Raw genomic sequence first — 21,777 nt, 5'->3', positions numbered from 1 at the left:
TTGCTGGTTGCCGTAACAGGCAGCATTGGGCAGCGAGTTGCTAATCATGGTTACGAAGCGTGCTGGCCAAATCCGATGCACCTGGAACTGCGGGTGGAGGATCGCGCGCACCGCGAGGTTGACCACGCCCGAGAGGCGGGCAAAGCCATGACCGCCCAAATCAAGACAGCAGAACGGCAGGTTGAGCAATTGCAATGGCGGCTGGAGTCGATTCAAACCGAGCTCAACCAAACCCTGCAACGCGCCGCGGCGCAGCAGGCCCGAGCAGACACGCTGGAGCAGCAACTGATGCAGGTACGCCAAGTTCCGGCAGCCAAGCGCAAGACGCGTGCACGGAAAACGCCCACGGCGCTGGGCTCTGACTGAGCGTGAGTGTGAGCGTTGCGGTGCTCGCCATGGGAGCACAACGACAGGAAGCCCCTACCGGGGGAGAGTGTCTCGTCCGGTCGCGTCTTGCCGCCAGTGGGTTCGGCGCCTAATGTTAAGTAGTAGGCACCAGGCAAGGGAGGAGGTCGTATGCGCTGTGCAAACTGCGGATTCGAGAATCCTTCCGGGTCCAGCTTCTGTGAAGCGTGTGGCGCCAGGCTGTCTCGCGGCTGTCCGCGCTGTGGCCACGAGGCGGGCCTTACCGCCAAATTCTGCAGTGAATGCGGCGCTCCGCTGACCGATGCGCCTGCTGCGCCATCACCGCGCTCCCGAGCTGTTACAGGGCCTTCTCCAGCGCCCATTCATTACACGCCCCACCACCTTGCCGAACGCATTCGCGCTGAACAGGCAGCCATGGAAGCCCGGGGCGAAACCTCCGGCGAACGCAAGACCATCACGGCGCTGTTTGCCGACATGGCCGGCTCCATGGCGCTGATCCACGACCTCGATCCGGAAGAGGCCCAGCGCCTGATCGAGCCCGTCGTCGCGCTGATGATGGAAGCTGTCCACTACTACGAAGGCTACGTGGCCAAGACGATGGGCGATGGCATCCTCGCGCTGTTCGGCGCCCCCATCGCCCATGAAGACCATCCGCAGCGGGCGCTGTATGCGGCGCTGCGCATGCAGCAGGCGATACACCGACATAGCGACCGCATACGTCTGGAGAAAGGCATTCCGCTGCAAATCCGCGTTGGCATCCACACCGGAGAGGTCGTAGTGCGTTCGATCCGAACGGACAATTTGCACACCGATTACGATCCGGTCGGGCACACGATCCACATTGCGTCCCGGATGGAGGGAATCGCCGCGCCATCGTCGATCCTGGTGAGCGAGTCCACCCACAAGCTGGCGGAGGGCTATTTCGAGTTCAGGACTCTGGGGGCCACCCAGGTCAAAGGTATCCCGGAGCCGCTCTTCGTGTACGAGGTGCAGGGTCTCGGCGCGCTGCGCACGCGCCTGCAACTAGCGGCACATCGCGGGCTGGCCAGGTTCGTCGGCCGCCAGGTCGAACTGGACCTCCTGCATCAGGCGCTCGATCAGGTCAAAGCGGGCCACGGGCAGGTCGTCGCGGTGGTAGGCGAGGCCGGGGTCGGGAAGTCGCGGCTGTTCCATGAGTTCAAGGAACGCTCGCGGCGCGGCTGTCTGGTGCTGGAGACGTTCTCGGTGTCGCACGGCAAGGCCTTTGCCTATTTTCCGCTGATCGAGCTTCTGAAAAACTATTTTCAGATCACTGCCCTGGACGACGAACGGCGGTGTCGGGAAAAGGTCATGGGCAAGGTTCTGACGCTCGAGCGCGGCTTCGAGGATATCGTGCCCTACCTGCTCTATCTGCTGGGTATCGGCGAACGCAGTTCGGCGCTCGCGGAAATGGATCCTCAGATCCGGCACGATCGAATATTCGACGCGATTACGCAACTTCTGGTGCGCGAAAGCCGCGATCAGCCGATCGAGCTGCTGTTCGAGGACCTGCAATGGCTGGACCGAGAGACCGAAGCATTCCTCACGTGCCTCACCGACCGCGTGGCGAGCGCCCCGATTCTGCTCCTCGTGAACTACCGCCCCGAGTATCAGCCTGTTTGGACGCGCGGGGGCCATTGCAGCCAGCTGCGGCTCGAACCGCTGGGCCCAGCCGAAGCCCAGGGACTGCTTGTGGCTCTGCTTGGGGACGATCCCACCCTTGTCCCCCTCAAACAGCTCATCCTGGAGAAGACGGAAGGCAACCCTTTCTTTATGGAGGAGGTGGTCCAAACGCTGGTCGAGGAGAAATCGCTGCTCGGCGAACCCGGCCGTTACCGGATCGAGCAAACTCCGGCTGCGCTGCATATTCCCACCACCGTGCAAGGTGTGCTCGCCGGCCGTATTGACCGGCTCCCGGTAGCGCAAAAGGAATTGCTGCAGACGCTCGCCGTCATCGGCAAGGAGTTTCCGTTCAGTCTGATCCAGCGCATCCGTGATGGACGGGTCGCTCGGATGGACGACGATTTGCACGAACTGCTGGCCCGACTGGAGGCCGCGGAGTTCATTTACCAGCGGCCCGCATTTCCGGAGGTGGAGTATTCGTTCAAGCATGCGCTTACCCAGGAAGTCGCGGGCCACTCGCTACTCATGGAGCGGCGTAGCGCACTGCACGAACGCACGGCGCAGGCCATCGAGGCACTGTTTCCCAATCGCATCGCGGATTACTGCAGCGAACTGGCACACCACTATCGGCTGAGCGGCAATGTCCCGAAGGCCGTGGAATACTTGCACCGTACCGGGCAACAGGCCCTCCAGCATTCCGCCCATCTCGATGCGATGCGTCACCTCGGCGCGGCACTGGAATTGCTCAAGCATTTGCCCGACACGCCCGCGCGTGCTCATCAGGAACTGACGTTGCTGCTCTGCCTGGGGCCGGCCTTGATGGCCGGGCGAGGCTATGGTGCGCCCGAGGTGGAGGCCACCTACACCCGTGCACTGGCGCTATGCGAGCAAGTGGGCGACGACTCGCTTTTCCCTGCGCTGCTGGGGTTGCGGACTTACTACGAGTTGCGCGGGCAATACTCAACTGCATGCGAACTGGGTGAACGATTGTTCAGTATTGCGCAAACTGCGCAGGATCCGGACTTGCTCGTGGAAGCCCATGCGGCACTCGGGGCGACATTGCTTTTTCAGGGTGATCTGCGTAATGCACTTGAGCACCAGGAGCGGGCGCGTGTCCTCTACAACCCGGACCGTCATCGCACACATGTCATTACGTACGGTATGGATCCGGGCTACTCCCTGACATTTTCGACCTGGTGCCTTTGGTTCTTGGGTTTCCCCGATCAGGCAAGCAAGCGCGGCCGGGATGCCCTTGCTCTGGCCAATAAGATTTCCGACCCGTTCGGCTTGGCCTTCACCCTGTCGGCTACGTCGATACTGGGACAGCTTCGGCACGACGTACAACTCGCCGATGAGTGTGCTGATGCCGCCATCAAGCTTTCACTCGAACGAGGGTTTCCGTTTTATTTGGCGTGGGGGACTATTCTCCAAGGTTGGGCTTGTGCCGAGCAGGGAAACATTGACGAGGGAATCGCTCAGATAAGCGAGGGTATTGCCACTTACCAGGCAGCCGGAGCAGAGCTTGGATGTTCTTATTTTCTGGCCCTGCTGGCCGCAGCTCACGGGCGCTCCGGGCAACCGCAGGCAGGATTGGATGTCGTGATCGGCGCTCTGGCTATGGTGAACAGAACAGGCGAGCACTTTTACGAAGCAGAACTGTACCGGCTCAAGGGAGCTCTTAGCCTCCAATGTCAGAGCGAAGACAGACAGGATTCTTCCGTGCAGCAGGAAGCGCAAGCATGCTTTCAAAAGGCGATCTTGGTCGCTCGACAACAAGGGGCAAAGTCACTCGAGCTACGAGCCACAGTGAGCCTTGCTCAGTTATGGGAAGCACGAGACAAGGAGGCGGCGAGGCAAATGCTGGCCGACATCTATAGCTTCTTCACCGAAGGCTTCGACAGCGTTGATTTGCTACAAACCAAGGCGCTGCTCGATGCATGGGCACCATGCGGGGGGGTGAACGATTGATGACGCATGGCGCTGAATCGAGCATCGGTGTGTCGTCGGTAAGTGCGTAACGGGGCGAAGCACCGCACCAAGCGCCCGATGCCGCTCAGCACCGGCTTGGAGTCCAAGAATGACTACGAAGAACGGAGCGCGTCGGGGCAGTGATGAGCGTAAGCCGGTCGCGCTGGCTTTGCAGGGCGGCGGGATGCACGGCGCGTTCACTTGGGGCGTGCTCGATCGATTGCTCGAGGACGGCAGGCTTGCCATTGAAGGGGTGAGCGCAACCAGTGCCGGCGCGATGAATGCCGTCGTGCTGGCCTACGGCATGCTGCAGGGTGAGGAGGCCGGCGCGCGCCAGGCGCTGCACGATTTCTGGTACGCCGTGGCGCAGTCCGCCGAGCGTCATAACCCGTTGCGCTGGACGCCATGGCTGAAAGGGACGCACAGCTTCGGTCTGGACCATTCGCCCATGTACGCGTTCGCGGACGTGGCGCTTCGTATCTTCTCGCCTTACCAGTTCAATCGCCACAACTTGAATCCGCTGCGAGAGGTGCTGGAGAGTCAGGTCGATTTCGCCGCCTTGCGAAAGCAATGCCCGCTCCATCTCTATCTGTGCGCGACCAATGTCGAGACGGGGAAGATACGCATCTTCTCGGGCGAGGACGTCTGCGCCAAAGCGGTGCTTGCTTCGGCCTGTGTGCCGACATTGTTCCAGGCGATCACGATCGAAGGTCAGCACTACTGGGATGGCGGCTATATGGGAAACCCGGCCATTTTCCCATTGATCTACCACTGCAATACACGTGATGTAGTGATCGTCCATATCAACCCGCTCGTTCGCCCGGGCGTGCCCACTACCGCTGCCGATATCCTTAATCGCATCAATGAAATCAGCTTCAATTCGTCGCTGATGCGTGAGATGCGCACCATCGCCTTTGTCACCGACCTCATCCAGCAAGGCAAGGTCGATTGCGACGAGATGAAGGAGATGCTGATCCATTCCATTCGGTCCGACGAAGCGATGTGCGCGCTCACCGTGTCCAGCAAGTACAACGCGGGCTGGGACTTCCTTTGCGGACTGCGCGACAACGGACGACGCGAGGCCGAGGCGTGGCTCACAGAGAACTATCGGGATATTGGCGAACGGTCGAGTATCGACATCCGAAAGGAGTTTCTTTGAACGCTACCATGAGACGGGAAAAGGTGGATGGCGTCTGCCCAACACTTGAGGGCAGGAAGGTTGCTGCTGAGCCTGCTAAAAATAAAGCTGGGGTCGGTTAGCCGAGCCCCAGCGCTGTCAATCGACGCAATACTTGCGTTGTGGCCTCAAATCCCCGGGCTGGATTGCTCCTGCATGGGCTCTTTGGATATCGCCATCGTTGATCGTCCCCGAGGCACTTTCAAAGACCTCGCCCAAGCCGCCGGGGTGAGCAAAGCGACCCTGAACCGCTTCTGTGGCACTCGAGATAACCTTATCGAGATGCTGATGAATTACGCCTCAGAGGTGATGGAGCGAGCGATTGCTGCTGCGGACCTTGTAAAGTCACCAGCGCTTGACGCTCTACACAAACTCATTGAGCAACACTTGACGCACCGTGAGCTAATGGTCTTCCTCATCGTTCAATGGCGTCCCGACTCACTGGACGGAGAAGCAGGTAATCGCTGGTTGCCTTACTCGGATGCACTGGATGCGTTTTTTCTGAGAGGTCAGACGGAGGGTGTGTTCAGAATCGATATCGCCGCCCCCGTGCTGTCGGAGATCTTCGCTTCCATACTGTTCGGGCTGGTGGATGCTGAGCGCCGTGGCCGTGTGGCTCGGTCGGGGATGGTGGCACTGATCGAAATGTCTTTTCTTCGAGGCGCGAGCAAGGGCTAGGTGGACTCGTTTCCGACCCGTCGCACCGCTTGTTCGATTCCCATTCGTCTCGCCAGTAGTTGAGCCGTAAACAGGTCAAGGTGGGCTCCCCCGGCATTCTTGAACACAGTGATCTGATCTGTAGTGAAGCAAGGCGGACCACCACCGCACAGATCAAAGAGATCGCCAATTATATCGTCGACCGAGATCACGCCAGTTGCTAACGGAAGTTGGAGCTCGCCACTTGCCAGAGCAGTCGGTCGAAAGTCCGCATAGAGTTGGCCGCGAATCAGAACATCGTTATCGGCCTCACGCATGTGCGGCAGCCAACTACCCACCAGATTGACATGCGTGCCAGGAGCAACCTGGGCGCCACGGATCAAAGGCTGGTCGCTCATGGTTGCGGCGCAGATAACTTCAGCCGCAGGTAATGCCGCGTCTAGATCATCGACAACAGTGAGTTCAACGTCGCGGATTTGAAGGTCGGCAGCCAGCTTCTCTGCGCGAGGTCGCGTGCGGTTCCAGATAAAAACCTGGCGCAACGAGGGTCTCAACGCGGTGAATGCCTCGATCAGTGGGCCTGCCATGTCACCGGCACCGACCATCAGCATCGTTCGGACATCCTGGCGCGCAAGCAGATCAAGTCCCAGGGCCGAGTCGGCAGCAGTCTTGCGGGCCGTAAGGGCCGCGCCATCAGCAACGAATATAGGGGCGCCGGTGATGCCATCAAACGCAACATAGACGCCTTGTATCGAAGGGGAGGCCGGGTGTCGGTGCTGGTTGCCAGGAAACTCGGTGGCAAGCTTCACTCCCACCATTTGCCGTTCGCTCCAAGCGGAGCGCAACATGAAACGATCAGCGCTACCAGGGTGCTCAAGGCATAGATCGGCGATGACGGGCAGCGGCTCTCTATGTGCCTGGGCAAAAGCGGCACATAAGCTTGGATAGTCGAGCAGTCTGCTGATTGTCGGTGCATCAATCCACTGCATGGGAAAGTCCCCAAAGTGCCAGCAACGGCTTGTCGGTTGACCTCATGGAATGGACAGCCGATGGTGGGTTGAACACTACGCCGCCCGGCCCGGGATTCCACCAGCCGACATCTTTTCGGTATCAGTAACCTTCCGATAAAACGACATAAAACTCTGCCGGAGGATGCTTGTGGTACGGATAGCAAAGTTCGGGCTCCATTACCGCCAGCCCCACTGTAAAAGTTGAACATTCAAGCAGTGCGCCCTTGCCGAGAATCAGCGCATGTCGGTGCCTTTCTTCAAACGCATCATCGTCCCCTTCTGAAGCGGATCGCTTTATCCAGCGACTACTGGACAACAGGGTCTCAAGAGCCGATAGCAGAATCTTGAAGTCCCGATTCGTTCGGGGAGCATCCGCCAATGCCCGCGCTACCGTGGGCTCCAGGCAAGCGGGCAGGGAAGTGCCCGAGAACGGAGGCAAGCCGATGTCCAGGCGCGCATTGCTCAAGGAGCGAACACAGATTTCTGTATCCACGCCATCAACACCACTCACTTGAGAATACCGGGCCAGGATTCGCAGGAGTGCCTCCCGCATCACCACTCCCTGTATCAGGAGTGCTTGTTCCGACATCTGTGAGTACGACTGCATCACCTTTTACCTCTTGAACATACCAGGCAGGTCACTTTGAGAATTCAGTGATCCATCCATCGAGCTGTCTCTTGGCTTTCTGAACGATTGAGCTCGATTCGCAATGGCCAATGCTGAAATCGCGCCTGAAACGATTCGGTTAATTGCGAAGTAATCGAGCTGTCGCACTGACAAAAACCAGCAAAACAATCACGCAGCCAAGAGCGAATGACAAGGTGCTCAGATGGGCGACCGCCCCGATAAATACGGGACCGATCAGAATCCCCGCGTAGCCCATCGAGATGACAGCGGGGATGGCTACTGCCTGTGGCATACGTTGCTGGCGGCCCACGGCGGTAAAGAGCACAGGGACAATGTTTGAGCATCCAGCACCGACCAGAGCGTAGCCAATCAAGGACGCGGCCCAGCCATTGATTCCAAGCGACACGATCATGCCTGCGGCTGCGCAGAGTCCGCCAAGCGCAACGACGCGCACGCCGCCTAGTTTGCTGACGATGGCATCTCCTGTCAGGCGGCCCACCGTCATCGCGGCGGCGAAGGATGCGTAGCCCAAGCCGGCGATGCTCGGCTCTAACCCTCGGCTCGAGACAAGGAAAACCGCGCTCCAGTCGAGGATTGCGCCTTCAGTGAGGAAGACGATGAAACAGAGCGCCCCTAAAAACAGCACGATACCCCTGGGCACCGCGAACATTGGTCCACCCCGTTCAGTGCCATAAGTCAGAAAAGCAGGCGCTGCCTTGTAAAGCGCTCCCAAAACGGTGGCAACGATGCAGAGCGCAGCAATCAAAGGATGCAGGCCCAAGGTCAGCAGAGCGGTCATCGCCCCGGCGCCCAATATGCCTCCGACGCTGTAAAGGCCATGGAAGCCGGACTGAAGTGCCTGCCCGCTGTTTTTCTCGACGATGACGGACTGTATGTTCATGGCGCAATCAAGCATGCCCATGCTGGCGCCGAAGATAATGACAGCGATGACCAGACCCGGCAGCCACACCAAGGTGCTCAACAGCGCAAGAACGGCACACAAGACAATCGTCGCCCAGATTACGACCGGTCGGCATCCATAGTGTGCAGTGAGATACCCAGCGAAGGGCATGGCCACAATAGATCCACCGCCAAGGCCAAGCAGCAGCAACCCCAGGCCACCATCGTCCAGGCCGGCGCGTGCTTTAACCAATGGAACCAGAGGCGCCCAAGCGGACATGAGTAAGCCCGCGATGAGGAAGGCAATGCGTGTAGACATCCGCTCGCTGTGGTTAGCCGTGGGTAATAACACCGGCGATGGAGCATTCATAATTCTCGGTAATCCTTATCGATGATGCTAGCCATCGTTTACTCGGCTTAGGCAGTGCGGGTTTCGTATGTTTTTCGCGTGCCCGGGTTTCGAAACTTAACGCCTGCGCTCATACGTTGCTCTATAGCTGCTTGGCGCTACGCCAAAGAAGTCACGAAAGCGCATATGGAAGTTGGCGAAACTACAGAAGCCGGTCGCAATCGCGATATCGGTGATCGGCCGATTGCTCTGCAGAATAAGCTGTCGCGCTCGAGTCAAGCGCAGCTCGAGGTAGTAGCGTGTGGGCGTGGCGCCCACGAAACGGCAGAAGCGCCGCTCCAATTGTCGTCGGGAGATTTTCACACATTCAGCCAGTTCGTCGATCGATAGTGGCTCTTCGATGTTCTTTTGCATCAGTTCTAAAGCGAGCTTCAGGGTTTGTGGCAAGGTGGGGTCAGTGTCAACGATGACAGTCGATATCCCGGAGACTTCAGCGGTTTGATCGCAACTGAGTATTTCCTCGACAGCGTGCGTCAGCGACACGCCTTGTTTAGCGGTGATGAGCTCCAGCATCATTCGTAACGAACTGCTGGCGCCGGCGCATGTGATACGGTTTCTATCTAATACGTGAGTCCGACAAGTGACCAGGACTTTGGGGAAAACATCCTCCATCATCGCTCGCCCATCTGGATGGAAGGCACACTCGACACCGTCCATTAACTGAGCTTCCGCCAGAAAAAACGCACCATTCCACAAACCGCCCATGGTCGCGCCAAGAGATGCGACGTTACGTAGCTTGCGCCGTAACAGCGGGTCGCTCATCAGCTTCACTCGCAAACCACCAGCGACAATGAGAACGTCGATACGATCCGGTAGTTGGGATAACTCCAGGTCCGCTGAAATTGCGATTCCCAGATCGCTCATCACCAGACGGTTCTTGATGCCGACCGTCAACACCTCAAACGCCGGTGTCTCGCTAATCAGGTTGGCGGTCACCAGCGCATCGATAGCACCGGTGAACGACATCATCGAGAAATTGTTCAAAAGCACGAAAGCTACACGAGTCACCGCCTGCGGCATTAATGGTTTCTGCGCCGTATAGGAGTACCCCATGTTCTTGTCTTTAAGCACGCTCTCGAATACGAATGGCATAAATCCTCTTTGACACCTTTACCAATAGCTACGAAACCGTTGCGCAATCTAGACAGCGGTTTTTGGAGCAGACAGCAACAAATCAAAGAATGCCTGGCAGTCATCGCTCTCAGGCAGTGCTTCAACACTGTTCTTGATCGCATTGCTGAGCGTGGATCCCAAGCTGTCATCAGCCAGCAAATGATATTTAGCCGTGAGTTCGGCACTCGACATAGGGTTGCCGGGGTCGCCCTTGGCCGTCGCGGTTGGGCTCGTAAGACGCGTGCCGTCTTTCAGGGTAACTGTGACGCGGGAGAGAATTTCCTCAGGGAACCTGGCGGACAGGTCGGGCGCCTCATGAAGGGTTATCTTCCCGCTGATGTTCAAGATGTCCGGCGCATGAATGGAATCCCCGGTGACTTCGTCAGGGCCCAGCTTTCCACGAACGATCAAGGCGGCCAGTGGAAATGCGAGCGCATATTGGGCCTCATCCGCATTCTTCGGAAAATGCCCCTGCAAGCACACAGACTCGTGGAATGTCTCGACATCAATGGTCTCGATCAACTCAGCAGTGATGACTGGATGTGTTCGCATCAAATCGGTCATGGCCGTGAGTGCCGGTTGCGCCCAGCGACATACCGGCCACGGTTTGAAATATTGCTCGTCGATCTCCCAACGGGTTCCGATGTCCTGCCAGAAAGTGGAAATCTCCAAAGGTTCAACGGTGGCGGCTGGAGCGCCAGTGACACCGAGCTGTGCCATCAGTAATGCGTTCAGTCCGGCATACGCCCCGGCGCCGTGGGCATCACGCAACATTGTCGGAAAGCTCACCAGGCGCATCATCGGGCACCTCGGGCCGAAGTATTCCGCGATACCCAGCGCATGACGGAATGTCGTTTCATCAAGCTTCAGCAGGCGGGCACCGGCGCAAACGACCCCGATCCCGGAAAAGGCGCCTGAGGCATGATATTCAGGGGCGGTGGCCATCAATGCCTGGCCCGCCCGTAAGGCGGTCTCGTAACCGATGCACAGTGCGCTGAGGAGTTCTTCGCCGCTGATGTCTTTGCCCTGACTGCGATACGCGTCAACCAATGCAACAATGGCCGGGACAACAGTTGCACCTGCATGCCCCTTGGAGGTGAAGTGACCTTCATGTGCATCCAGGCTATCAACGCAGAAACCGCCTGCATACGCGGCGCCCAATGGATGTACGGCTCTGCCGTCGAACCAAAGGCGGCTGGACAGCTTGTTGGCAGAGTAGTGGGTGTCAGCGTAGGTTTTGAGCATCACGCTGGTTTGATTGTCGCGAGCACCGGCGGCCACACCAATGATGTCGAGCAGGCAAGTTTTAACCAACTCGCGTGTATGCAGGGGCGCGTCCTTGTAACTGAAATTCTGGACGAATGAATACAACTGCATTTCATGATTCCTGAATGATGAACGCCGAAACGGATGAAAAAGTTGCCCGGGGAAGGGCAACCTTTTATGCAGATTTAAATGAAGGGACTAATTTTTTGCGGTGGCGGTATTAGCCGCGGCTCGTGCGTCTGCCAGCCAGCTGTCATATTTCGCGCGATGGGCCGCGATCCATTCTTTGGCGTGACGAGTAATGTCAGCTGCACTTTTTTCACCGTTGTGCATTTTCAGATTTTGCGCGCTTTCATCGTCGGTAGTGATCTGCATTTCAGACAGGAACTTCACGGCAGCCGGATTTTTCTCGGCAAACTCTTTGTTGATTACCGCTTTGACACTGTCTACCGCGAAACCAAGGTTTTTACCATTAAAGGTAGTGTTGACATCGTTTTTGCCACCTGGAAGATCCGTACGCGGCACGGTTAACCACACAACATCTTTACCTTCGACCAAAACACCGGAGATCCACTGAGGTACCCAGGTGTAATAGAGAACCGGCTTGCCTTGTTTGTAACGAGCAATGGTGTCGGCCATCAGGGCAAAATAGGAGCCCTGGTTATTTGTGACGGTTTTTTCCAGGCCATAGGCTTTCATATGGTGGGCAATGACCAGCTCACACCCCCAACCGGGGTTGCAACCCGTCAGGTCGGCTTTACCGTCGCCATTACTGTCGAACAGCTTGGCTATCTCTGGCTTTTTCAGATCATCGACAGAGGTGATGTGATACTCATCAGCCGTTTTCTTATCGATCATGTAGCCCTGTAGTACGCCCGGCATAATGTCGCCGGTTTTCACCATCGTCTCATCGCCGCCGGCCTTCTCGTAGAAAGATTTGTGTAGCTCCTCCCACAGATGAACCGAGAAATCAGCGTCACCATTGGCAATTGCAATCATCATGGTGGAGTACTCGGTTTCCTTAGGAGTCTCAACGTCGTAGCCCAATTCCTTGAGACCCGCCATTGCGATCTCTCCGCGAAATCGCTCTTCGGCAATTGACGGGAAAATTGGGGTGATCGATACCCCTTTTCCGGGCTCCTGCGCCGTGGCGGCTGATGCGAAAACAGGGGAAACCGCTAGTACTAAAAGCGCCACAGAGTGAATGAATTTCTGTTTTATTCCGAAGGTTGTGAAGTTCATTATCGTTTGCCTTGGCTGGATTAAAGAAGTTGGCATTTCTTTTGGTTCACGACGCGCCGCTTAGCGGAGTTAGCTCTCTTTGGGACTGACTTCTATTTTCGTAACAGCGTTTTTTCTCTTCAGGCGATAAATGACACCCGCCGGACCTGTCTGGTACCAGTGCTCACCTTTGGTTGCCCTGTTACTGCGTTCGCCCATCGCCTGGGTCAGTCGGTCGAGGAAAATCGCCAGCAATACCAGCCCCAATCCACCGACGGTTGCCAAGCCCATATCAAGGCGGCCAATCCCGCGAAGTACCATCATTCCCAACCCACCAACCGAAATCATTGATGCGATCACCACCATGGAAAGTGACAACATTAATGCCTGATTCAGACCCGCCATGATCGTCGGTGCAGCTAAAGGAAGTTGAACCCGTCTCAGCATCTGGCGTGGGGTGCATCCGAAAGCCCGGGCCGCCTCAACCTTGTCTTCCGGTACTTGGCGAATTCCCAGATTGGTGAGCCTGACCAGTGGTGCTACCGAAAAGATGATCGTGACCAGCACCCCCGGTACGTTGCCGATACCAAACAGCATCACCACGGGCACCAGATAAACAAATGCAGGCAGTGTTTGCATTGCATCGAGTACCGGCCGCAGAAGCATCTCCAGTCTGTCACTCCGGGCACACAGGACACCCAGCGGTATGCCAATAACTGCACAGAAGAACAGTGAAGTGAGCACCAGGGCGAGGGTGACCATGGCGTCACTCCATACGCCGATCACTCCTAAGAGGGTAAGGGTAACGAAACAAAGGATCCCTATCTTTTTCCCTCCTACCTGCCAGCCGAGGAGCGTCGCAATAATAATGAATATTGACGGAGGAATAGCCAACAATCCGAACTGAATACCATTGAGTACCTGGTCGATTGGCCATCTAATTGAGCGGAATACCTCGCGGAAATTATGAACCAGATAATTTAAGGCAACTTCTACCCATTGGCCCAAAGGGACGTTGATGGATTGAAACGGGTCTAGAAAACTGAATTCGTTCATGTCATCACCTGAATGTCCGAGCCTGGCAAGCCAGCAAATAGAGACTATTAGTGTCGGCTCATTGTCTGAAGCAGTAGGCTCTTGGAGATCGTGCCTTTGAACACACCCTGGCGATCCAGGACGGCAACTGGATTAACTGCATCAGCAACGATGTGAAAGACGTCCTGCAGGAGTACATCGTCGCGCAGCGTAGGCGTGGATTGGTCCACGGCGTACGGATGCTCTGCACAAATCTTGGCAACATCGCCAGCCTTCAGGATCTTCGAGGCATCGAAACCTTTGAAGAAAGCCCTGACGTAATCGTTCACCGGGTTGCAAAGCAGCTCTTGCGGGGTACCGATCTGTACTACCCGGCCACCCTCCATGATCGCAATGCGATGGCCGATGCGAATCGCCTCGTCAATGTCATGGGAGATGAAGATGATGGTGCGATGCTGTTCTGCCTGCAGGCGGATCAGTTCGCCCTGCATTTCGTGGCGAATCAACGGGTCAAGTGCCGAGAAGGCTTCGTCCATTAGCAGGATGGCTGGGTCGTTAGCCAGCGCTCGGGCCAGGCCTACCCGCTGTTGCATACCGCCGGACAGTTGGTGCGGGTAGCTGTAGGCGTGGCCATCGAGCCCCACCTGTTTGAGTGCCTCGAGTGCACGTTTATGCCTTTCACTTTCCTCGACACCCGAGATTTCCAGACCGAAAGCAACGTTGTCGATCACACTCATGTGGGGCATCAGGGCAAACGACTGAAACACCATGCTCATGTCTTTGCGACGAACGCTGAGGAGATCAGCATCCGACAGACCGGTAATTTCCTGTCCGTTAAGATGGATTGTTCCGGAGGTTGGCTCGATCAGTCGATTGAACAAGCGGACCATCGTCGACTTCCCGGAACCGGAAAGCCCCATGATGACAAAAATCTCTCCACGCTTTACGGAGAAACTGGCATCAAAAACGCCAACGACTTGACCGGTTTTGCTGAAAATTTCACTTTTATCAGCACCGCGAGCCAGCATCTCCATCGCGAGTTTTGGCTGAGCACCAAAGACTTTGTAAATGTTTTTTACCGAGAGTATCTCGTCACCAAGACTCATAACCCCTCCTGCTGCAATTACGACGTAAGATCAAGAATTTAGGTGTACGTGTCTTGATCAGTTCAGACGGTGCTTGTGGGGGCAGTCAAGCTTGGAGAAAGGTTGGGAAATAGTCATTGTGACCATCCTCTTTATTATGTGATGTTTATTATTTTTGTTTTATCGGCGCTGAATTAAGCAGTACCTTGAGAACCAAGTTATTACCTAATAGAGTCAGCGTCTAACAACATTTCTTCCAGCCAATCAATAACGTCATGTTATCAATCAATTAATCATGTCAATTTGCGACTGCGGCAGTGCTAGTTGCGAAGACGACTGCGGCTGGCCCTGTCTTAGACCCTGTGTTTGAGCTACGCTCCAGCGTAGGCTCTAGGTGGCACCCTCCCACCGATCTCATCCCTTAAGGCCCTCCAAAGGGCCCCGAACCGGATATTCAATACTCTAGGTTATGGTTAAGCACATCGATCCAGACATGACGCTGCTGAAAATGCCGTCTCTGAAAGCAGTGAAGTCATTCGTAGCCGCCGCAAAATATCAGAGCTTTACGCGTGCGGCAGAAGCACTGTGCGTTACTCAAGCGGCAATCAGCCGTCAGATTCGGGAACTTGAGGCGTACCTTGGGGTGGATCTCTTCAAGAGGGTGGGGCGAGCAGTCGAGTTGACGGAAGCCGGATCCATCTTTTTTGATGCGGCACAGCTATCTTTCGTCAACATTTCCCAGGCGGCGGAGCGCATTCGCACCAACAATGCAGGCAAGCGCACGTTGACGCTTTGCTGTTCTCCCGCGTTTTCAGCCCTCTGGCTCGCAGCGAAGCTGCCAGGTTTTTTTACCAAGAACGCAGACATCGACCTCAATCTGGTAACCACTCAAAACTTTTTGTCGATGGAACCGGGTGTAACGCCGGACATCTTCATCACCAAAATGGCCAGGATTCAGGATGGCTACCGCAGTTATCCGTTGTTTCATGACGTCATCTACCCGGTGTGCACACCTCGTTACAAAGAGGAGCACCCTGAGCTGTCCAGCCTGGAAGGATTACGCGACGGGGTTTTGCTAAACCTCAGCCCCTATGGCAGATCCCAGGTAGCGGAGCACGTTGACTGGGGCGTTTGGCTGGCTTATCACGATGTTGATATCGAGAAACGCCCCCACGACAGCCCTCACGTGTTCAACGCGAACGACTACAACCTGGTAATTAGCATGGTGTTGACCCATCAGGGCGTCGCCCTCGGATGGAATCACCTGGTTGCAAACCTGATCGAAAACGGCACGCTGATTCGGCCGATAGAAGAGGAAGTGGTTCTCCATGAAAGTCAGCACTATCTGACATTTCGTGAAGACCGGATCAATGACGACGCCTGTTGCCGGCTACGAGACTGGATTCTCGCCCAGTTTTCCTGAGCTGTTTAGAAGATAGGAGTACTGACTGAGCAGTGACTCGGGGTGCGAGGAGGGGAGAAGTTTGGGTATGCCGGTGGTGATCATTCGTGGTTCCCACCACCGGCAGTTTTGTACTTAGCCGACAGATCTCAACGGGATCGTGTCATTGAGTTGCTCAAGCATCGTTTTGCAGTACCAGTCATCAAACTGACACACACCAATTTCGCTGGCCACCGACAATGGGCCCGGCTCGTAAGCAGGAGAGCTGACCCCGACCTGTGCGCCTTCCACCAAGGTGCGATCCTGGTCATTGGTTGCAAGCCAAACCTTGGTCAGGCGATCGATATCGTAGTCGACACCTTCCTGCGCGTCCTTCTTGACGATCCATTTTGTAGTGACCAACGTCTCGCCCGGACCGATGGGCAGAACGCGGAAGCTCAGCGCGTGATCGCCCAGAAAGTGGTTCCAGGTTGATGGGTAGTTGAAATAAAGCAGCGCACCGATGTTGGCTTCACCGGTTGTGTCCAAGCGACCGGCAACCGCAGGCTTGCCATCCATTGTGTAGCTGACGGCCCCGGAAAAAAGGGGGATGCGCGTCATGCGGAAGCGACCGTCTTCGTCCATGACCAATTGGCTGGGCAGGCCTGCTGCTTCGCAACGATCCCAATGCTCTTTGAGTTCAAGATCCTCATCGCCGCCGGCGCCACCCACTGATGGGTTGTCGACGAATGAGTGCATCAATTCCGGGTGAGTAAAATCGCAGTGGTAACACTCGCGGTTGTTCTCGAAAACCAGTTTCCAGTTGCCTTTCTCGATGATGTTCGACTCAAACGCGACTTTGCAGTCGTCCAGGTTATGAGGCGCAACGAAAGGGGTGACGGATTTTCTGAACGACGAAAAGTCTGGGGCGACATCTGCTACGCACACATAGATGTACGTTTCGACGACCTCACAATGCACGGTTTTCAACCCATGCTGAGACTTGTCGAAATCATCCCCCATGTTCCCGGCGAAAAGCAGTCTGCCATCCAGCTCGAAGGTCCATTTGTGGTAAGGGCACACCAGCTTGGCGACCTTGCCGCTTGCTTCCGGGCACACCTTGGAGCCGCGATGGCGGCAGGCGTTGTGGAATGCACGAATCTGCTTGTCTGCGCCGCGCACGATAGCGACAGGGTAATCGCCGATTTGCAGCGACAGGTACTGACCCGACTTCTCCAGCTCAAATGTGTGCCCTGCGAAGATCCAGCTTTTGTGCCAGATCTGTTCCAGGTCCTGCCTGTAAACGTCTGGATCGCTATAAAGGGCACCTGGCAGCGCGTGGTCAGGCTTGCGCTGCGCGATTAGATTTGAAACTGCCGATTTAGTGCTCACGGTCAACACACTCCAAAATACCAAGGGGGCGACACATTCAGCCTGCTCAGCGAGGTAAGGCCAAACGGTCTTGAGTTCGCAGTACCGTCTGTGGATGCAAGCCCATCAAACCGTGCTGCTTCTATCCGCGAACCGGAACGGTTTGCCACGTCCAGGAAGCGCCTTACGAAATGTGCCTTCTTGGATGGGGGTGCCATCCGTGCACTCATTTCGTTTCTGATCCATTACTAATGCAGACAATTCTTTAATGCCGATGTTTGCATCAACAGCAATATTTCTACAGCACCATATTCGATCCCGGGCAAACGAATCTTAACTAACGGGACGAATGTACGAGAAATCTTCTTCTCCAATTCGTCGGTAGAATATCGCTGTTGTAAGGCTACGACGGCAATCATGCATCAACAAGAAACATTTACTCTGATCAATGCATAAACAAATGTTATCGATTGACGTCGTGGACGCGGCGAGGAAATCTTATGTCATTGAATATAAAGGGATATTTATTTCCTGTGACAAGTGATGCGTCCATTTAGAAATGTATACGTCAGAAATACACTCTATTGACCGCCTTCTTGGCCCATGCCAGTCTGGATTCAACAGTAGCCAAAGTGCCGTAGTTGATCTCGTGTTTGAGCAATGGGAACTGTCCCGTGAAAACATGGCGATTTTTATCGTGTTCAAGGCATCAAGGCTGACGCGTTTGTTGATCTTCCACCTAACTCGCATTCGGAGCATTTATCTTGAAATTTGAAGGTATTTATACGCCAGCAGTAACTCCTTATAACTCTGATGGGGAGATTGACTGGAATGTGTACTCGGAAGTTTTGGAGTCGCTGATTGAGGCGAAAGTACACGGCATTATTATCGGCGGCTCAACCGGCGAGTATTATGCGCAGACTTCGGAAGAACGCACCGAGTTGGCAGCCTACGCCAAAGATGTGATCGGCACTCGGGTGCAACTGATCGTCAGCACCGGGGCGATTCGTACCGAAGATGCGGTTCAGTACGCCAAGGATGCCAAATCGATCAAAGCGGACGCCATTCTCGTCACGTCCCCGCCTTACGCGCTGCCAACCTCACAGGAAAACGCGATTCACGCGCTCACTATCGATCGCGCAGCGGACTTGCCGATCATGCTTTACAACTATCCGGGGCGCATGTGCGTTTCGATGGATGAAGAATATTTCACGCGTGTCAGCCAATCGAAAAACGTCGTCGCCATCAAAGAAAGTTCCGGCGACATGGGCCAGGTGCATATGCTGGCCCGGCAGTTCCCCAACATCGCCTTGTCCTGCGGATGGGACGACCAGGCCCTCGAGTTTTTTGCCTGGGGCGCCCGCAGTTGGGTGTGCGCAGGTTCCAACTTCCTGCCCAAGGAACACGTTGCGCTTTATGAAGCCTGCGTGATCGAAAAGAACTTCGACAAAGGCCGTCAAATCATGTCGGCAATGATGCCGCTGATGAATGCCCTGGACGGTGGCAAGTTCGTGCAGTCGATCAAGTACGGCTGCGAAGTTGCCGGATTGAAAGTCGGTAACGTGCGCCTGCCATTGCAGCCACTTGAAGCGGACGAAAAGCAGAGTTTCGCGTCGGTCATTACTGAACTCAAACGTAACGTAGCCAACATTACTTCGGGAGCCAGCCATGGGTGACCTTCTGAGCAAGGCCGAGTATGCCGCTCTGGCCAAAGATATTTCGTTGCCATCCAAGGCGTTCATCAATGGCGCGTTTAAATCCGCGATCTCGGGCAAAACCTTCGCCACGAACAACCCGGCAACAGGTGAGTTTTTGACAGACGTCGCTGCCTGTTCGTCCGAGGATGTCGACTTTGCGGTGAGTAACGCCAAAGAGGCCTTCGAGGATGGACGCTGGAGATCGATTTCTCCCAGGGAGCGCAAAGCGGTTCTGTTGAAGTTTGCAAACCTGCTTGAAAGCCATCAACACGAACTGGCCGTCCTCGAGAGCCTCGATAGCGGCAAGCCTGTGAGTGAGTGTCAGCTGGTCGATGTGCCGGACACCATCCACACCCTGCGTTGGCACGCGGAACTGATCGACAAGATTTATGACAACACCGCCCCGGTGGGCAGCGACGCGCTGAGCATGGTGGTCCGGGAGCCGATCGGCGTGGTGGGCTGCGTATTGCCCTGGAACTTCCCGCTGCTGATGCTTGCCTGGAAAATCGGCCCAGCGCTCGCTGCGGGCTGTTCGGTCATCGTCAAACCTGCAGAACAAACGTCGCTGACCACGTTGCGCGTCGCTCAGCTGGCGTTTGAAGCCGGTATACCCGCCGGTGTCCTCAACATTGTGACCGGCACGGGCAAAGAGGTTGGCGAGCCCATTGGCTTGCATAACGACGTCGACATGGTGAGCTTTACCGGCTCCACCGCGACCGGCCGCCGTTTCCTGCATTACGCAGCCGATTCGAACCTGAAACGCATCGTGCTCGAATGCGGCGGGAAAAATCCGGCGGTAGTGATGGATGATGCCGAAGACTTGAATCGTGTGGCCGAGCATGTCGTCAACGGCGCGTTCTGGAACATGGGCGAAAACTGCTCCGCGACCTCGCGCCTGATCGTCCACGCGTCTGTTAAAGACGAGTTGCTGGAGCGCATGGGCGCCTACATCCGCGAATGGAAGATGGGCGACCCACTCGATCCGCAAAACCGCGTAGGGTCGCTGGTCAGCCCAGAGCATTTCGCAAAAGTGAAGTCGTACCTTGAGCACGCCACCGCCGGGAAGCTTGAAGTTGTTTACGGTGGCGCGACCAAAGACGGTGCCTTCGTAGAGCCAACCGTGATTGACGGTGTCGGTCGAGACAACCGTCTGTTCCAGGAAGAGATATTCGGTCCGATCCTTTCAGTCACCACATTCAGTTCGATCGCCGAAGCCATTGCCCTGGCCAATGACACGGTGTACGGCCTGGCGGCCTCGGTTTACACCGGCAGCCTTCGCCGAGCAATCAAGTTGTCGCGGGAAATTCGCGCCGGCATTGTCACCGTGAACTGCTTTGGTGAGGGCGATGCCTCGACGCCATTCGGCGGCTACAAAGAGTCGGGCTTCGGTGGTCGGGACAAATCCATTTTTGCCCATGACCAGTACACCGAAATCAAAACAATCTGGATCGATGTGTCTGATCGGTCGGATGAAGAGACCGAAAAATGAGCACCCATACCATCAAGCGCCTGCCGGTAGACACCGGGGTTTCAGGTTGGGAGGCGATTTCCGCACGCACTGCGCCTGTCCGCATGCTTGATGGAAACGTGACGGCGGATTGGCTGATTATCGGTGCCGGTTTTGCTGGCCTGTCCGCCGCTCGCAGACTTTCACAGTTACACCCGGGTGACAGCATTGTTGTGGTCGATGCTCATGAAGTCGCCAAGGGCCCGGCGGGCAGAAACTCTGGCTTCATGATCGATGTGCCGCACAGTCTGTCGTCAGGGGAATACTCCGTGGCGAGTGAGTCTGCAACGGCGCTGGAGATCACGCAAAATCGTTTTGCGATTGATTTTGCTGCGCAAGCCGCACGCGAGTACGGCATGTCCGCAGACACCTTTGACCCTTCAGGGAAGATCAACGCTGCCGCCACTGAGCGTGGATTGAAGCTGAACGTCAATTATGCCAAATCCCTTGAGCGCATTGGCGAAAAGTTCGAGATGTTTGATGCAGTGCAAATGCGTGAAATCACCGGGTCTACCTATTACCATGGAGGGATCTATACCCCCGGAGCTGTGTTGATTCAACCCGCACAATACATCAGAGACCTGGCAGCAGGGCTGGAAGGGAAAATCACTCTCTTTGAGCGCTCTCCAGTTATTGAATTGTCGAAGCAGGGCAGCGGCTGGATCGCTCGATCTCATAACGGGACGGTGCACGCACCCAAGGTCATTCTTGGGGTTAACGGTCACATTGAAGACTTTGGTCATTATCAGGGACGCCTGCTGCACGTCTTTACGTACGCCTCCATGACGGCAACGTACAGTGATGATGCATTCAAGAAAGACGTGCCGGGTAGAGCCAAGTGGGCATTGTTGCCAGCTGATCCAATGGGCGCGACTGTTCGTAAAATCTCTACAGACGGTCTCTCGCGTATCGTCATCCGGACAAAGTTCACCTATGACCCGAGTATCCAGGTCACGCCAGAGCGTGTAGCGGCGGTTGCCAAAGAACAGCGACATTCTCTGGATGCACGCTTTCCCGAATTGAAATCCACTGCGTTGGAGTTCAGCTGGGCCGGCCGTCTGTGTTTGAGTCGTAACAGCGCCGCTGCATTTGGCGAGATCGAAGAAAACCTGTATTCGGCTTGCTGCGAAAATGGGTTGGGAACGGTCAAGAGCACTCTGGCAGGTGTAATGGCGGCGGAATTGGCTTCGGGTATACGTTCTGATTTTCTGGATAGTTTCAGTCACGCGCCAGGGCCCAGCAGGCTACCCCCCCAAATAATAACGAAGCTGGGCGTCAGTTCGGTCATTCGTTGGCATGAATTTTGGGCCGGGCGAGAAGGTTAACAAGTTTAAGCTGTCGGCTT

16 protein-coding genes and 2 pseudogenes are annotated in these 21,777 nt (G+C 55.9%); 9 read left to right on the top strand and 9 right to left on the bottom strand.

The window, feature by feature from the left end:
• The first annotated feature begins 75 nt into the window (after positions 1-75).
• The 5 genes and pseudogenes from AC1DVE_RS09990 (at position 76) to AC1DVE_RS09970 (ending at position 5,830) form a co-directional block, all read left to right on the top strand.
• Positions 76-366, top strand: coding sequence for a hypothetical protein (locus tag AC1DVE_RS09990; RefSeq protein ID WP_317850431.1), 291 nt, complete (start codon positions 76-78; stop codon positions 364-366).
• 150 nt (positions 367-516) lie between these two features.
• A pseudogene (locus AC1DVE_RS09985) lies at positions 517-657 on the top strand (zinc-ribbon domain-containing protein); the annotation flags it as partial.
• A 123-nt stretch (positions 658-780) separates the two neighbouring features.
• Positions 781-3,975 carry an adenylate/guanylate cyclase domain-containing protein gene (locus tag AC1DVE_RS09980; RefSeq protein WP_223533759.1) on the top strand — a complete coding sequence of 1,065 codons (3,195 nt, stop codon included), beginning with the start codon at positions 781-783 and terminating at the stop codon, positions 3,973-3,975.
• A gap of 109 nt (positions 3,976-4,084) precedes the next feature.
• Positions 4,085-5,134 carry a patatin-like phospholipase family protein gene (locus tag AC1DVE_RS09975; RefSeq protein WP_223459970.1) on the top strand — a complete coding sequence of 350 codons (1,050 nt, stop codon included), beginning with the start codon at positions 4,085-4,087 and terminating at the stop codon, positions 5,132-5,134.
• A gap of 174 nt (positions 5,135-5,308) precedes the next feature.
• The gene (locus AC1DVE_RS09970) at positions 5,309-5,830 is read left to right on the top strand and encodes a TetR/AcrR family transcriptional regulator (protein WP_223459972.1); all 522 of its coding nucleotides are present in this window, start codon (positions 5,309-5,311) and stop codon (positions 5,828-5,830) included.
• Here the strand turns inward: AC1DVE_RS09970 and AC1DVE_RS09965 are convergent.
• From AC1DVE_RS09965 to AC1DVE_RS09930, 8 genes and pseudogenes are all read right to left on the bottom strand, one after another.
• Entirely contained in the window at positions 5,827-6,798 is a 972-nt protein-coding gene (locus AC1DVE_RS09965) for an ornithine cyclodeaminase family protein (RefSeq protein ID WP_223459974.1), read from the bottom strand. The two genes, AC1DVE_RS09970 and AC1DVE_RS09965, sit on opposite strands and share 4 nt — an antisense overlap.
• Positions 6,785-7,372, bottom strand: a pseudogene (locus AC1DVE_RS09960) (dimethylsulfonioproprionate lyase family protein). The gene AC1DVE_RS09965 and the pseudogene AC1DVE_RS09960 overlap by 14 nt, the downstream one beginning before the upstream one ends.
• A gap of 193 nt (positions 7,373-7,565) precedes the next feature.
• Positions 7,566-8,717: an MFS transporter gene (locus AC1DVE_RS09955; RefSeq protein ID WP_223459976.1), complete on the bottom strand. Its 1,152-nt coding sequence runs from the start codon at positions 8,715-8,717 to the stop codon at positions 7,566-7,568.
• Positions 8,718-8,813: 96 nt separating this feature from the next.
• Positions 8,814-9,848, bottom strand: coding sequence for a GlxA family transcriptional regulator (locus AC1DVE_RS09950; RefSeq protein WP_223459978.1), 1,035 nt, complete (start codon positions 9,846-9,848; stop codon positions 8,814-8,816).
• A gap of 48 nt (positions 9,849-9,896) precedes the next feature.
• On the bottom strand, positions 9,897-11,246 hold the full coding sequence (locus AC1DVE_RS09945; RefSeq protein WP_223533754.1) for an MmgE/PrpD family protein: 1,350 nt from the start codon (positions 11,244-11,246) through the stop codon (positions 9,897-9,899).
• An 87-nt stretch (positions 11,247-11,333) separates the two neighbouring features.
• The gene (gene proX / locus AC1DVE_RS09940) at positions 11,334-12,377 is read right to left on the bottom strand and encodes a glycine betaine/L-proline ABC transporter substrate-binding protein ProX (protein WP_223459981.1); all 1,044 of its coding nucleotides are present in this window, start codon (positions 12,375-12,377) and stop codon (positions 11,334-11,336) included.
• A 69-nt stretch (positions 12,378-12,446) separates the two neighbouring features.
• Positions 12,447-13,451, bottom strand: a complete 1,005-nt coding sequence (proW, locus tag AC1DVE_RS09935; protein WP_223533757.1) for a glycine betaine/L-proline ABC transporter permease ProW — start codon at positions 13,449-13,451, stop codon at positions 12,447-12,449.
• 8 nt (positions 13,452-13,459) lie between these two features.
• Complete coding sequence (locus AC1DVE_RS09930; protein WP_150723827.1) at positions 13,460-14,497, bottom strand: quaternary amine ABC transporter ATP-binding protein; 1,038 nt, start codon at positions 14,495-14,497, stop codon at positions 13,460-13,462.
• A gap of 448 nt (positions 14,498-14,945) precedes the next feature.
• On the opposite strand from AC1DVE_RS09930, the gene AC1DVE_RS09925 reads away from it, so the two are divergent.
• A complete protein-coding gene (locus AC1DVE_RS09925) occupies positions 14,946-15,899 on the top strand; it encodes a LysR family transcriptional regulator (protein WP_172435296.1) in 954 nt (317 codons plus the stop codon).
• Positions 15,900-16,013: 114 nt separating this feature from the next.
• Here AC1DVE_RS09925 and AC1DVE_RS09920 read toward each other — a convergent pair whose 3' ends face one another.
• On the bottom strand, positions 16,014-17,249 hold the full coding sequence (locus AC1DVE_RS09920; protein WP_223533753.1) for an aromatic ring-hydroxylating oxygenase subunit alpha: 1,236 nt from the start codon (positions 17,247-17,249) through the stop codon (positions 16,014-16,016).
• A 743-nt stretch (positions 17,250-17,992) separates the two neighbouring features.
• Here AC1DVE_RS09920 and AC1DVE_RS09915 point away from each other — a divergent pair.
• Genes AC1DVE_RS09915 through AC1DVE_RS09905 form a run of 3 tightly spaced genes read left to right on the top strand, consistent with a single transcriptional unit; the run spans position 17,993 to position 21,757 of the window.
• The gene (locus tag AC1DVE_RS09915) at positions 17,993-18,904 is read left to right on the top strand and encodes a dihydrodipicolinate synthase family protein (protein ID WP_223459985.1); all 912 of its coding nucleotides are present in this window, start codon (positions 17,993-17,995) and stop codon (positions 18,902-18,904) included.
• Entirely contained in the window at positions 18,897-20,414 is a 1,518-nt protein-coding gene (locus AC1DVE_RS09910; RefSeq protein ID WP_223533752.1) for an aldehyde dehydrogenase, read from the top strand. The genes AC1DVE_RS09915 and AC1DVE_RS09910 overlap by 8 nt, the downstream gene beginning before the upstream one ends.
• Positions 20,411-21,757, top strand: a complete 1,347-nt coding sequence (locus AC1DVE_RS09905) for an NAD(P)/FAD-dependent oxidoreductase (protein ID WP_223533751.1) — start codon at positions 20,411-20,413, stop codon at positions 21,755-21,757. The genes AC1DVE_RS09910 and AC1DVE_RS09905 overlap by 4 nt, the downstream gene beginning before the upstream one ends.
• Positions 21,758-21,777 lie beyond the last annotated feature (20 nt).

The organism is Pseudomonas sp. P4_B4, assembly GCF_056402255.1.
The sequence above is the reverse complement of the archived record's forward strand: the minus strand, read 5'-3'. Positions and strand labels throughout refer to the sequence as shown.